Origin of the sequence: Psychrobacter sp. HII-4 (assembly GCF_904846595.1) — a bacterium.
Lineage (GTDB): Bacteria > Pseudomonadota > Gammaproteobacteria > Pseudomonadales > Moraxellaceae > Psychrobacter > Psychrobacter celer.
Genome location: NZ_CAJHBJ010000029.1, coordinates 1 through 13965 on the forward strand (window position 1 = coordinate 1; position 13965 = coordinate 13965).

A 13965-nucleotide genomic window follows, 5' to 3' on the forward strand; every position below is an offset into this window, starting at 1 on the left:
TCTGTGGAGTCGTGGTCAGTCTAAATCTCAAATGAGAAATAGCGCGTGACAATGAAGCAGAAAGAAAACGTCAAACCTATCTAATAGTCAATATTGGCTAGGTTTGAGTAAGATTTTTGGAACGGTAGTTTCTGGTGCTACCCTACACTGCATAAGCCAGCGCATCAAGCTTGGCATGATGCTCGTCTAGAAAATCATTGACCATAGGCTCACAGCAGCCACAACAAGTCGCCACATCCAGCGTGTCTTTTAGGCCTTCGAGCGTATCGATACCTGAAGCGATCGCTGCTTTTATTTGCTTGTCTTTTACGTCATTACAGATACATACGTACATAGATTGGCTCCTTTACGTGATGGGTATATAATAACGATAACTATTATCATTTTCAATAGTGTTTGCTGTATTTATCACCCTATCTTTGACTACGCAGTAAATAAATGCAGAAAAATATTTTGAAAAATAAATTCATGTAACAAAATATAAGTATCGATGTAACCGAATGGTATCAAAGGTAGTAAATTAACGACGAACTGTAATTTAGCTCAATTTTTAATCGATTTTATTGACGACTGCTGTTATATTGACCCCCTATTAACAACGCCCTATTGGAATTATGCTATGTCTGATAATAACTTTATGATACGACCTATTGATTTGTTTAAAGTCTTATCTGATCCGACTCGTCTAAAAATATTTCAAATTCTTTTTAAAAAAGAAGCACGCTGTGTGGGCGAGTTGGTTGAGATATTGGATCAGCCGCAGCCAACCATCTCACGCCATCTAAATCACCTAAAAAAACTGGGTATCTTAAGCTGTGTGCGTGACGGGACTTGGATGTGGTACGAGGTCGCCGATGATTTGCCAGAGTGGTGTCAAGAGATCTTAGAGATCACGCATGAGCAGACATCGTTGGATGCAGATATGAAGCTTGCCTAATAGATAAGATGGGCATGACGCCATAAAAAAAGACCTATAATTGTATAGGTCTTTTTTTATGGCGTTTTATAGCTTATGTACCAACTAGTGTGCAGATACTGGCGTGTTTGCCGTATCCGATTAAGCCAAATCTAAAAAGTCACTGACAAAGGCATTGGCCGGCTGGTGTATCAGTGCCTCTGAGGTGCCTACCTGCTCTACTCGTCCTTGGTTCATCACCACGATCTCATCTGACACCGCCCTTGCCTCTTCTTGATCGTGAGTGACCATGATGCTGGTGATACCCAGCTCATGGTGGATGTTTTTTAGCCACGTGCGCAGCTCTTTACGCACCTTGGCATCGAGTGCGCCAAATGGTTCATCAAGCAATAATAACTTGGGTTTGACTGCCAAAGCTCGTGCCAGCGCAATCCGCTGACGCTGTCCACCAGAAAGCTGATGCGGATAGGCGTTGGCGACTTGGGGCAACTGCACCAACTCTAATAGCTCATTTACACGCTTATTGATATCGGCTTTGCTAGGACGCTTGTTTTTTGGTAATAATGTCAAGCCAAAAGCGACGTTTTCGGCGATGTTTTTATGGCGAAACAACGCATAGTGCTGAAACATAAAGCCGATATGGCGCTTTTGTACCGGGGTATTGGTCACATCCAAGTCATCAAATAATATCTGCCCAGAATCTGCGTATTCAAGACCTGCGATGATACGCAGCAAGGTGGTCTTACCGCAGCCTGAGGGCCCAAGCAAAGTGGTTAGTTTGCCAGTTGGTACGGTGATATTGATATTGTCTAAGGCGGTAAAACTGCCAAATTTTTTATTAACGTTGCGAATCTCAATACTCATAATCGTGTCTCTTATTCACTTTTGCTCATCGTGGCAGCGTCTATGCTGGCGACAGCGTTGTGGTAATCAATCTTTCGTATAGGCCGTCAGTTGTTTACACATTTCTCGAGCTCTTAGCTGCCTGCGCCGCCGTTTTATAGGTGTCGGCCGCATTGGTAGCATTGGCGCTCACTGGTAGCTCAGGCGCAGCCGCGAGACGTGCCGATTTGGCAAATTTGCGCGCTTGCATCTTGGTCATGACCTGCTGAATCAGTAGTGTCACCAGCGCCAGTGCCGCAAGCAGACTTGATAAGGCAAAAGCGGCGGTAAAATTATAATCGTTATAAGCAATCTCGACCAGCAGCGGCATGGTATTGGTCTCACCGCGAATATGACCGGACACTACGCTGACTGCACCAAACTCGCCCATCGCTCGGGCATTGGTCAAAATCAAACCATAAAGCAGCGCCCATTTGATATTGGGCAAGGTGACATGCCAAAAAGTCTGCCAACCACTCGCACCCAATGTCAGCGCCGCTTGCTCCTCACTGTCGCCTTGCGTCTGCATCAGCGGTATCAGCTCACGTGCCACAAATGGGAAGGTGACAAACAATGTCGCCAATACAATGCCTGGTACCGCATATATCACCTGAAAACCCATACTCTCAAGCCAGCCGCCCACAGTAGAGTTGAGACCAAATAACAACACAAACATGAGGCCTGCGACCACAGGTGATACCGAAAATGGCAAATCAAGCAAGGTGGTGACCAGCTGCTTACCTTTAAACTGATAACGTGTCACCAGCCAAGCAATCGCAATACCCATCACCATATTGATCGGTAACACGATGCCGGCAGTGATCAAGGTCAGCTTAATCGCTTGTAAGGCCTCAGGATCGACCAAGGAAGCAACATACAGCTGCCAGCCGTTTTTAAAGGCTTCATAAAACACCGCAAGTAGCGGCACGACCAGCATCACCACCATAAACAGCACAGCAATGGTAATAAAAGTGCGACGTATCCACGGCGTGTCTTTGGTCGCAGGATTGCTTTGGTAATCATAGCTATTGGATATCTGCATATCAGCGAGCTCCTACGCGGCGAGACAGTTTCCACTGTACGATATTGATGGTCAATAAGATGGTAAATGAAATCAGCAACATAAATAGTGCCACGGCTGATGCGCCCCCAACATCGAACTGCTCGAGCTTACTGATGATAATCAGCGGCAAAATCTCAGTTTCCATCGGGATGTTGCCGGCGATAAAGATCACCGAGCCATACTCACCTGTCGCACGGGCAAACATCATCCCAGCGCCCATCAGTAAGGCTGGCATCATCTCAGGCAAGATCACTTTGCAAAACGTGGTCAAGCGATTGGCACCCAGTACCGCCGCTGCCTCTTCAAACTCAACCGACAGCTCAGCGAGTACCGGCTGCACCGCCCGCACGATAAATGGAAAGCTGACCACCACCAAAGCCAGCCAAATACCTAAAGGTGTAAAGGCCACTTGAATATCAAACTTGGCAAACCATTGACCTATTAGGCCGTTGGGCGCGTACAGGGTAGCAAGCGAGATACCCGTCACCGCCGTCGGCAGCGCAAACGGCAGATCCACCAAGGCATTGATTAAGGATTTGCCCCAAAACTCATAACGCACTAGCACCCAAGCGACCAAGGTACCAAACACCATATTGGTCAGCATCGCTGCAAACGCCATCCATAAGCTCAGCTTAATCGCAGCCGTCACCTGTGGTTGGCTGATGGCCTGCCAAAATCCCGTCCAGCCCATTTGCGTCGTGGTATAGGCCATCATGGCAAACGGCAGTACCACCAGTAGCGATAAGCTAAAAACCGTGATACCCATGCTCAGCCCAAACCCTGGCAGCACGTTGCGCTGACGCATACGGGTCAGCCAGCCTTTTTTGGCAGGGGCTTTGTGGGCGGATGAAGCGGTTGCACTCATAGTGATGTCCTATTGCCTAACGAATGGTACGTAACAAAATATTGAGCAATCTACTTAATAATAATTATGCTGGGTCAGCTGAGCTTACGGTATAAAGGACATGGTGTAGATGACCATGTCCTTTTTTTGTTTACCACGGCTTCTCTTGCACTAGAGTATCGCTCTAGGTGCTGCGCTGCCTATTGTTTACTGCAGTGCTTACTGTTTACTGCGGTGCGTTGATCGCTAATTGATCAAAGACGCCATTGTCACTAAAGTAAGTGCCCATGATCTCATCCCATGAACCAAAAACATCATTTGGACGGAAAGTCTCAACCGGTGGCAGTTTGTCACTGTTTTTATCGAGTACGCTTTGTACGCTCGGACGCAAGTATAGATCAGCAGCCAATTGCTGGGCCGGCTCGCTCCACAAATAGTCCAAGTAGGCTTTTGCTGCATCAGTGGTGCCTTTTTTGTCCGTGACGGCTTTTACAATGGCCACAGGGCTTTCTGACTTGATCGAGTATTTTGGATAGACGATGTCCACTTGACCGGCACCAAAATCAGTCGCCGCCAAGTTGGCTTCGTTTTCAAAGGTCACTAATACATCGCCAATACCGCGCTGCACAAAGGTTGTGGTTGCTGCACGGCCACCGTTTTCGTAGACTTTGACGTTTTTGAGCATCTCTTTTACGTAGTTTTTGGCTGGCGCCTCTTCGTTATTAAACGCATGCAGACCATAACCATAAGCGCCTAAGAAGGCATAACGACCATTGCCCGTGACTTTTGGATTGGCCATAACGATCTCAAGACCGTCTTGAGTCAAATCTTCCCAGTCACTGATGCCTTTTGGATTGTCTTTACGCACCAAAAACACGATGGTGCTGGTAAAAGGCACGGCATTATCAGGGAATTTGCTCTCCCAGTCTGACTCAACCAAACCCTCTTTTTCTAGTAGCTCGATATCAGAGCCTTGGTTCATAGTGGCAACGTCGGCTTGTAGGCCATTGGCCACTGACAAGGCTTGCTTACTTGAGCCGCCGTGCGATTGCTTGATTAAGATATTGCTGTTAGGATTCTCGCTTTTATAGTGCTCAACGAATAATGGGTTGTAGTCTTTATAAAAATCACGTGCCACATCATAAGAGACGTTTAGCAGTTCGATGTTTTGTCCTTCTGCAGCCGCCGTATCATCAGCGTTTGCGGTGGTGTCGACTGCATCATTATTGCTGCAGCCAGCCAGACCTAAGCTCAAGGCTATGCCTGCAATGCTGAGAGCGCTACGAGTTTTACTTTTTTGTTGATATGGGGCGGCGTATGTCATACTTTCCTCAAAGATGCTGTTAGGTAATGCAAGTATGCTAACAGCGCCATCTTATTATGTTTAATGATGAATATGCGTATGTTATTGCCAAAAGTGAATAACAAGTAGACAAAACCAATTATATCAATAAGTTGTTTAAATACCCTGCATGTATAACTGGCTGTTTGCTAGTCGATGAATTCCCTGCTGGCAAGCGCCTGATATGTATTGCACGCGCGTCACTTGCCAGTGAGGACACAAGCCCTGATACAAACCAAAACTCAATGACTAAATAGCCAAATAACTACTTAGTACGTGCCAGCTGATCGAAACGACCACCGTCTACAAAGAAAGTATCCATAATCTCTGCCCATGGACCAAAGACGGCGACAGGCTCAAACGTTTCAATATCAGGCAATGTGTCCTTATGAGCGGCAAGGACTTGCTCATCACTTGGGCGCATGTACATCTCTGCCATCAGCTCTTGGGCAGGCTTGTCCCACAAGCCTTTTAGATAGGCATTTGCGGCTTTGGTTTTGCCTGCTGTGTCAGTTACAGCAGTGACGACTGCTACTGGATTAGCAATCTCAATCGAGTAGCTTGGATAGACAATATCGACCTGACCCATGGCAAATTGCTGAGCGACCAAATTGGCCTCATTTTCGGTAGTGATGAGTACATCGCCTAGGCCGCGCTGGGTAAAACTGGTCGTCGCAGCACGTGCGCCATTGTCATAGGTGACGACGTTTGCCAGTAGTTTTTTGATAAAAACATCGGTTTTGGCAGGGCTTTGCACCTTTTCTTTAAAATGATGTAAGCCGTAGCCATAAGCGCCCAAAAAGGCATATCGCGCCGTGCCACTGGTCTTGGGATTTGGCAATACTACGGCAATATCGTTACGCGCCAAATCTGCCCAATCTTTGATACCTTTTGGGTTGCCCGCACGAACCAGAAGCACCATGGTACTGGTATAAGGCACGGCATTATTTGGTAGTGCTTGCTGCCAGTCAGAGGCGACCAGACCTTTTTCCACCAACAGATTCATATCGCTCTCTTGGTTAAAGGTCACCACATCTGCTTGCAAACCATTGGCAACAGAGAGCGCCTGCTTACTAGAGCCGCCATGCGACTGATTGATATTCACCTTGATACTTGGGTGTTTTTGCTGATAATTTGCATTAAACAACGGGTTGTAGTCTTTATAAAAGTCGCGTGAGACATCATAAGACACATTTAATAAATCAATACTTTTTGCCTCGTTTGCGGCGTCATTTTGGTTGGCTTCGGTAAGGTTGCAGCCTGTGGTCAGTACCGCCGCTGCAAGCACACTACCAAGACCAAAACTGCTGGCAAAATTAATAGTAAAACTAAAGCGATTGGTGAGCACTGTGCCGATGCCTTTAGGTTGAATGAGGAAAGTATCACGCGCATTGATGTGCTTGGGAGGTATCTTTTGACCGCTCTTTTTATTTGGCTGCATATTTGCTCTCGATAGGAACGTTGTTCTCTAATAATAGGGATAAAAACCTTGCGTTTCGAAATTCGGTTCTATGGATAATGAGCAATATGCTAACAGCCTGTGAGACAATTGCTTAGTGACAAATACGCTTATCGAGTGATTAACTTGGCATAAGTAATTTTATTAGTTATTCTAAAGTGCTTGTCTTTCCTCGGTATTTTTGTAGTTTTGTGATAAGCAGACACTTTTGAGTAAGTTACGGTATTGCTTAGGCTCTAGACGAGCCTCTATAGAGTCGATATTATCCCTTAGCTTGTTGTATATCAGGCGCTGCACTGATAAAACTTAGCCCATCCGCTTTCACTTATTTCCTGTTTACTAACCCCTTTAATAAAGGTAATGCAATGATCAAGTCTCCACCTCGTCATGCCCGTCAGTCACGCTTTTTTGTAGGTATTTTAACGACCTCTATCGCTTTATTGGCCTTAAGTGGCTGTAATAACGTAACGCCAAGCGTTAATAACCAAACGATTCAGCAACCAAACGCTGCTGTCACACCAGCGGTGCAGACGGTCGTTGGCGATTACGCCTCTGACGGTTATGCCAAGCGTGCCCAAGGCTATGATTGGGTGGGTGTGATGATAAGAGCTGACGGCGCAGACAATGGCGAGCAAATTGATATTAAGGTACGAGCGCGTGGTGATGTGAAAAAACCAACTTGTCACTTCGATGGTAAAGCGACATTAATGGGACAAGACGAGGCGCACGGTGTCATTTTTCAAACTAAGGTCAATGACAGTACCGCCTTTTTCCAGTTTAAAGATGGGATGTTGACCATTGATAGCCAAGATAAGTACGCGCTGAATTATTTTTGTTCGGGTGGCGCTTCACTCGTTGGCGACTATCAAAAGCTTGAGGGTGGTTTAGCGCTCAATTAATAGCTTTAATTGCCTATTTTAGATAATAAAATGAGATAAGAAAAAAGGTGCCAGATTTATATTCTGCCACCTTTTTTTATGAGTGATGTTTATCAAAAAATCAATTTTGCTCTATACCGCAGATGCACCAGTTAACTTGACTTCAGCACGTTGGTCTTTTGCGATACCGGCATAGTAATTACGCAAAATCTCTAGCACTTCTGGACGGCTAAAGTTCTCTGGTACTTCCATGTCTTCTGATAGCGCTTTACGCAGCTTGGTACCTGATACTTTAACGTGTTCAGACGCGTCATGCGGGCAAGTCTTGTCAGATGCCATCGCATTACAAGCATTACACCAGAACGTCCAGCCAATTTTTAGCGGCTGGGTGATGAGATCGTCTTTGCCAACCTGTTCAAAAATGGTTTGCGCATCAAACGCGCCATAGTAATCGCCTACACCAGCATGATCGCGACCAACGATCAGATGACTACAGCCATAGTTTTGGCGGAATAACGCATGTAATAAGGCTTCACGTGGACCAGCATAGCGCATATCTAATGGATAACCTGCTTGAATCACCGTGTCTTGTTTGAAGTAATTATCAATCAAGGTTTTGATGGCTTCTTGACGCACTTCTGCTGGAATGTCACCTGGTTTTAGTGCGCCGAGCAATGAATGAATCATCACGCCATCGCAGATCTCAATCGCGATTTTGGCCAGATATTCATGTGAGCGGTGCATCGGGTTACGCGTTTGGAAAGCCGCCACAGTCTTCCAGTTTTTCTCTTCAAAGATTTGACGTGTTTGCGCGGGCGTTTTATAGATACCAGGATAACGCGTTGGGAACTCGCCCTCGCTCAGTACTTCTACGCTACCTGCAATATTGACATCATCTTGATCCAATACTTGCTGGACGCCTGGATGCTCTGGATCTGTAGTGGTAAATACTTGCTGACACTCGTGTTCTTTATCAATGGTATAGGTCTCTTCTACTGTTAAGATGCCCATAACTTCGCCATCTTGTGCGACCAATGCGACTTTGTCGCCTTGACTCAAACTATCCGCCGTCGCTTTTGGTGCAGACAAGGTGATCGGAATGGGCCAAAACAAACCTTTATTATCCCCACTTTGCAAGCGCATGTTGTCAACCACACCTTGCCAATCAGCTTTATTCATAAAACCATTCAATGGTGTAAAGCCGCCAATACCGAACATGATCAGATCACCACGCTCGCGTGAGCTTAAGGTAATGGTTGGTAAGGTGCTGGCAAGCTCTAGTGCTTGCTCGCGTGCTTCGCCTTCTAACAACAGTGGTTTAAGCTCGGCACTGCCATGTGGCGGTACAAGTTTTGATGTCTGGTTAGGCGTAGTAGTAGATGTCATGTTTTTAACCTTATAGCAGCGAATAAATCGAATAGGCATAGGCTACCGAACTTTGATTATGAAAATTTATGCTGACTTTGGATATGGATATGTCTGAAAGGAATTTATGTTTATAGATAGAAGCTTATATGATGTGACCCTGAATTGTTTAAATTGCGATTTGTGGTATAGGCTACCATGTACGAGCACAGACATCAGATTGCTTCCATCGCTGCTTTTAAGACCAAAAACAAAATTGAGATTACGTCATGTATCAATATAATTACGCTGACCAAACCTTAGTAGAAGAGCGAGTCGCCCAGTTTCGTGACCAAACCGAGCGATTTTTGGCAGGTGAGCTGCCAGAAGAGCAGTATTTGCCATTACGGTTGCAAAACGGCTTGTATATCCAGCGTTATGCACCGATGCTGCGTATTGCCATTCCTTACGGCTTGCTTGCCAGCTATCAGCTACGCAAATTGGCTGAGATTACCCGTAAGTATGATAAAGGCTATGGGCACATGACTACCCGTACCAATATTCAGCTGAACTGGCCAAAACTAGAAGAAGTGCCAGACATTTTGGCTGAGCTTGCGACAGTACAGATGCATGCCATCCAAACCTCAGGCAACTGTATTCGTAACACCACAACCGATCCTTACGCGGGTATCCATAAGGAAGAAATCGCTGACCCACGCCCTTATTGTGAGATTATCCGTCAGTGGTCAACCTTTCATCCTGAGTTTGCCTTTTTACCGCGTAAATTTAAAATTGCAGTGATCGGTACCGAAGCGGATCGTGCGGCAACGCAAGTACATGATGTGGGTCTGCACGTCGTTACCAATGACGCAGGCGAGCTTGGCTTTGAAGTGATCGTTGGTGGTGGCTTAGGACGTACGCCTATTATTGGTAAAACGATTCGCAAGTTCTTACCGCGTGAGCATTTACTCAGCTATCTCGATGCCATTTTGCGCGTTTATAACCTGCACGGTCGCCGTGATAACAAGTACAAAGCCCGTATCAAGATTTTGGTCGACAGCTTAGGCGGCGATCAGTTTGCCAAACTGGTAGAAGCTGAGTGGGAGGCGCACACCAAAGACGGTCCGCTGACCTTGACGGATGACAATTTTGACACCGCTGCCAGTTACTTCAGTATGCCTGATTATCAGTCATTTGATGCGCTCGCAGTACAGTCTGAGCTACAACAACAACTAAACGCTGATAAAGACTTTGCCAACTGGTATAACCAGAATACTGTGGCACATAAGGTGGACGGTTACCGTGCGGTCGTGATTTCTTTAAAAGCCGGACTGGTGGACGGTCGTTATGTGCCATCAGGTGACTTGAGTGATGCGCAAATGGATGCGCTTGCCGATTTGTCTGATCGTTATAGCTTTGGTGAATTGCGCGGTACGTATCAGCAAAATCTGGTATTCGCTGATGTGCAAACCAATGAGCTTTATGAATTGTGGCAGCAGCTATCAGATTTGCATTTAGCACGCGCCAATATCAACACCCTAACCGACATGATTGTCTGCCCAGGTTGGGATTATTGCTCACTGGCCAATGCGACTACACATAATATCGCTGAGCAAATCGAAAAGCAGTTTGATGATTTAGATTACTTGTATGATCTTGGTGATATTCGCCTAAACATGTCAGGCTGCATGAATGCTTGCGCCCATCATCACACAGGTGATATCGGCATCTTGGGTGTGGACAAAAAAGGCGAGCACTGGTATCAGATTAGCCTTGGCGGTAACTCTAGTAATGACGCCAAATTGGGCAAAATCTTAGGAAAAGCGGTGCCAGCGGATGATGTGGCCAGCACCTTACAAACCATTTTAGATGTGTATCTCGATATACGCGGCACTAACGAACAAGATGTTGAGGGTTTTGGTGACGTGATTGACCGCGTTGGTATCGCCCCCTTTAAGGAGAAGGTCTATGGCTAATCATCATGTGTTCGATAGCCATGGCGCAGACATCAGTGGCGAAGATACTTGGCAAGCGCTAGCGACAGCGCAGCTGCCTGACGGTATCGCGTTATCAAACCTGACCTTGCTTGAGCTGTTACACAAACAAGAAAAAGTTGATGTACTTGTCCCATTAGCAGATTTATTAAATGCTGATGGAAAACTGGCAAACGGTTTGCTAGAGCAAGTATTGGATATCCTCAAGCAGCACAGCAGCCGATTGGGTGTGTGGATCACATCCAACACCGATGCTGATGATCTGCCTGATGTAAAAGAATTTTTATTGACGCAAGATTTGATCGTCATTCATGTCCCAAGTTTTGTGGACGGTCGCGGTTTTAGTTTTGCACAGACCCTGCGTCAGCTCGGTTATGAAGGCGATATTCGTATGGCAGGCGCGTTTGGTCGTGATCAAATCGCTTATTTGCTGCGCGCTGGTGCTACTAGCTTTGTACTCAATGAGCATGATACTAAATCTGATATTAGCCAAGCCTTCACTGCCCTAGCCAGTAGCTATGATGGTCGAGACGCTTCAGCATTACCGATGTTCTCAAAAACCTAAACGCGATATTAAAGAACCATTTTTATATTAACAATTATTAAGGAATGTATTATGAGCCAATTACACCCAAACCTAGATATCGACCAAGCAAACCAAGATTTGCAAGGTAAATCACCAGAAGAGATTGTAGCGTGGGCGCTGACGCAAGCCAAAAACCCAATCATCACCACCAACTTCCGTCCTTATGAGTCAGCGATCTTGCATTTGGTTGCCAAGCAGCGCCCTGACATCACGGTATTGTGGGTAGATTCAGGCTATAACACCGATGCGACCTATCAATTTGCCAACAAATTGATTCGTGATCTTGATCTCAACGTTGTGACTTATATCCCAAAACAAACCGCTGCATACCGTGATTCAACCATGAATGGTATCCCAGGCATTGACAACCCGCAACATGGCGAGTTCACTGAACAAGTGAAACTTGAGCCATTCCGCCGCGCCCTTGCTGAGCTAAAGCCTGACGTATGGTTTAACGCGATTCGTAAAGACCAAACAGAATTCCGCCAAGGTCTTGATGTACTTAGCTTATCAAAAGACGGCGTGCTAAAAGTAGCACCATTATTTGAAAAAACCGATGCAGATTTGGATGTGTACTTAGATGAGCACAACTTGCCAAACGAGCATGACTACTTTGATCCAACTAAGGTAGAAGAAAGCCGTGAGTGCGGTCTGCATACGCAGTTGTAATCAAGCGTTACCGTCATTCATCGTTTAAAAAGCTCTGTTTAAAAGGCTCTTTTACTCTTGTAAGAGAGCCTTTTTGTCGCAAGCGCTCTTATCACTATTCCCTTCTCTATTCTACATTCCATCAAAAACTATAATAAATATGACGAAAACGACTATGCTAATGCCAATTCACTGCATGAGACGTAGCGCCTGATACCTCATAATGGAAGCATATTTTACGACATTGAATACATAATTGGTGATGCTATGAACACCTTTCCATTATTTTTTAAACTAGAAAATCGCAAGGTACTGATCGTGGGCGGTGGCGATGTGGCGCTGCGTAAGGCAGATTTGCTTAGCCGTGCTGGGGCTGCTATTACCATTCTAGCGCCAGATATCAGCACTGAGATACAAGCCTTGCTCTCAGACGATAAGCACGAGCTGATTTATAAAAATTATAATAAATCCTATATGACAGGTGCACGAGTCATCATTGCGGCGACTGATGATGAGACGCTTAATCATCAAATTCACGCTGATGCCACCGCGCTCAACATCCCCGTCAATGTGGTTGATACCCCGCATTTATGTGACTTTATATTCCCCGCTATCGTCGATCGTAATCCCATTATCATTGGCATCTCATCGAATGGCAAAGCGCCGGTGCTGGCACGTCTACTACGTGCACGTCTTGAAACCCTCATTCCGCAAGGTTATGGCAAGCTGGCCAAGCTGGCTGGTGAGTTTCGTAGCGAGGTAAAACGTAAAATACCAACCCTGACAGGCCGTCGGCAGTTTTGGGAGCGTGCCTTTGAAGGTCAAGTCAGTCAGCTAATGTTTGCCGGTAATGAGCGTGAGGCCAGTGCCCAGCTAAAAGCAGATCTAGACAGCACAGTAGCTGCTCTTGAAAATAGCGCTAATCATAGTGTTGACCCTGATGCCCATAACCCTACTAATAGTCCTGCTACGACGACTAGCCAGCATTCACAGAGCCACAGTACAGAATCACTATCAGTCTCTGCGCCTGTAGCAATAGATAAGTTAACAACTACTCAACATAACAATATTAATCAGGCTCAAGCAGCTGTCGGTGAAGTCTATATCGTCGGTGCAGGACCTGGTGATCCAGAGCTTTTGACATTTAAGGCGCTACGTCTGATGCAGCAAGCAGATATCGTCTACTATGATGCCCTAGTTTCTCCGCAAGTATTAGACTTATGCCGCCGCGATGCCGATAAAGTGTTTGTCGGTAAAAAACGCAGTAACCATGCGGTCGCGCAATTAGGCATCAACGAGCTGCTCATCAATAGCGCCAAACAAGGCCGCCGTGTGGTACGTCTAAAAGGTGGCGATCCCTTTATCTTTGGGCGTGGCGGCGAAGAGATTGAAAGCTTGCGGGCGCATGAGGTTCCTTATCAAGTGGTACCAGGTATCACCGCTGCCAATGCCGCTGCCAGCTATGCTGGTATCCCCCTTACCCACCGTGATCATTCGCAGTCGGTGCGTTTTGTCACTGGGTTTTTAAAGGCGGGTGCGCCCAATGAGAAGTTTGAAAACTTACTTGATACCAATGAAACCGTGGTGTTTTATATGGGTCTGCATTCGCTGGCACGTTTGACGACAGGTTTGATAAACGCTGGCCGCTCGCCTGAGACGCCGATTGCCATCGTCTCCAATGCCAGCATGCCCAATCAGCAAGTATTAACTGGCACACTTGAGAGTATCGTGGCGCTGCAAGAACAAAACCAGCTGCCCACGCCCGCCTTGCTTATCATGGGAGATGTGGTGGCGATGCATGATGATTTGGCGTGGTACAACAAACACAATAAAGATGCCGGCGATACAGAGACTAACTGGTTACGTGCAGGAACAGCTATCACGGACCAAGATGCAAAAAAGCCGATAGACCAGCAAGCCCATGCGCTCTCTATGATCGCTAATTTGGCAGCGCAGCAAGAAGAAGGTTTGGAGCAATTGGTGATTGGATAATGTTTGCTTGATTTCGA

General features: G+C 46.2%; 12 protein-coding genes and 1 pseudogene. 6 read left to right on the top strand and 7 right to left on the bottom strand.

Annotation, left to right across the window (positions count from 1 at the left end; genetic code table 11):
- Positions 1-142 precede the first annotated feature (142 nt).
- Positions 143-334: a (2Fe-2S)-binding protein gene (locus JMX98_RS11105; protein ID WP_068405488.1), complete on the bottom strand. Its 192-nt coding sequence runs from the start codon at positions 332-334 to the stop codon at positions 143-145.
- Positions 335-619: 285 nt separating this feature from the next.
- Between JMX98_RS11105 and JMX98_RS11110 the strand changes: the two genes are divergently transcribed.
- Complete coding sequence (locus tag JMX98_RS11110) at positions 620-937, top strand: ArsR/SmtB family transcription factor (protein WP_100749628.1); 318 nt, start codon at positions 620-622, stop codon at positions 935-937.
- Positions 938-1060: 123 nt separating this feature from the next.
- Here JMX98_RS11110 and JMX98_RS11115 read toward each other — a convergent pair.
- From JMX98_RS11115 to JMX98_RS11135, 5 genes and pseudogenes are all read right to left on the bottom strand, one after another.
- Positions 1061-1780: pseudogene (locus tag JMX98_RS11115) on the bottom strand (sulfate/molybdate ABC transporter ATP-binding protein); the annotation flags it as partial.
- A 94-nt stretch (positions 1781-1874) separates the two neighbouring features.
- Complete coding sequence (gene cysW, locus JMX98_RS11120; protein ID WP_105245766.1) at positions 1875-2840, bottom strand: sulfate ABC transporter permease subunit CysW; 966 nt, start codon at positions 2838-2840, stop codon at positions 1875-1877.
- A 1-nt stretch (position 2841) separates the two neighbouring features.
- A complete protein-coding gene (gene cysT / locus JMX98_RS11125) occupies positions 2842-3726 on the bottom strand; it encodes a sulfate ABC transporter permease subunit CysT (protein WP_201586669.1) in 885 nt (294 codons plus the stop codon).
- 205 nt (positions 3727-3931) lie between these two features.
- Positions 3932-5029, bottom strand: coding sequence for a sulfate ABC transporter substrate-binding protein (locus JMX98_RS11130; protein WP_201586671.1), 1098 nt, complete (start codon positions 5027-5029; stop codon positions 3932-3934).
- A gap of 283 nt (positions 5030-5312) precedes the next feature.
- Positions 5313-6488 carry a sulfate ABC transporter substrate-binding protein gene (locus tag JMX98_RS11135; protein WP_201586673.1) on the bottom strand — a complete coding sequence of 392 codons (1176 nt, stop codon included), beginning with the start codon at positions 6486-6488 and terminating at the stop codon, positions 5313-5315.
- A gap of 383 nt (positions 6489-6871) precedes the next feature.
- On the opposite strand from JMX98_RS11135, the gene JMX98_RS11140 reads away from it, so the two are divergent.
- Positions 6872-7405 (top strand): hypothetical protein, encoded by a 534-nt coding sequence (locus JMX98_RS11140; RefSeq protein WP_201586675.1) that lies wholly within the window; start codon positions 6872-6874, stop codon positions 7403-7405.
- 111 nt (positions 7406-7516) lie between these two features.
- On the opposite strand, the gene sat is transcribed toward JMX98_RS11140, so the two are convergent.
- Positions 7517-8770: a sulfate adenylyltransferase gene (sat, locus tag JMX98_RS11145; RefSeq protein WP_201586676.1), complete on the bottom strand. Its 1254-nt coding sequence runs from the start codon at positions 8768-8770 to the stop codon at positions 7517-7519.
- Between the two features lie 248 nt (positions 8771-9018).
- On the opposite strand from sat, the gene JMX98_RS11150 reads away from it, so the two are divergent.
- The 4 genes from JMX98_RS11150 (at position 9019) to cobA (ending at position 13948) form a co-directional block, all read left to right on the top strand.
- Positions 9019-10704: a nitrite/sulfite reductase gene (locus JMX98_RS11150; RefSeq protein ID WP_201586677.1), complete on the top strand. Its 1686-nt coding sequence runs from the start codon at positions 9019-9021 to the stop codon at positions 10702-10704.
- Entirely contained in the window at positions 10697-11287 is a 591-nt protein-coding gene (locus tag JMX98_RS11155; protein ID WP_201586678.1) for a DUF934 domain-containing protein, read from the top strand. Before JMX98_RS11150 ends, JMX98_RS11155 begins: the two co-directional genes overlap by 8 nt.
- Positions 11288-11338: 51 nt before the next feature.
- A complete protein-coding gene (locus JMX98_RS11160; protein WP_201586680.1) occupies positions 11339-11977 on the top strand; it encodes a phosphoadenosine phosphosulfate reductase family protein in 639 nt (212 codons plus the stop codon).
- A 246-nt stretch (positions 11978-12223) separates the two neighbouring features.
- On the top strand, positions 12224-13948 hold the full coding sequence (cobA, locus tag JMX98_RS11165) for a uroporphyrinogen-III C-methyltransferase (protein WP_201586683.1): 1725 nt from the start codon (positions 12224-12226) through the stop codon (positions 13946-13948).
- Positions 13949-13965: the final 17 nt, after the last annotated feature.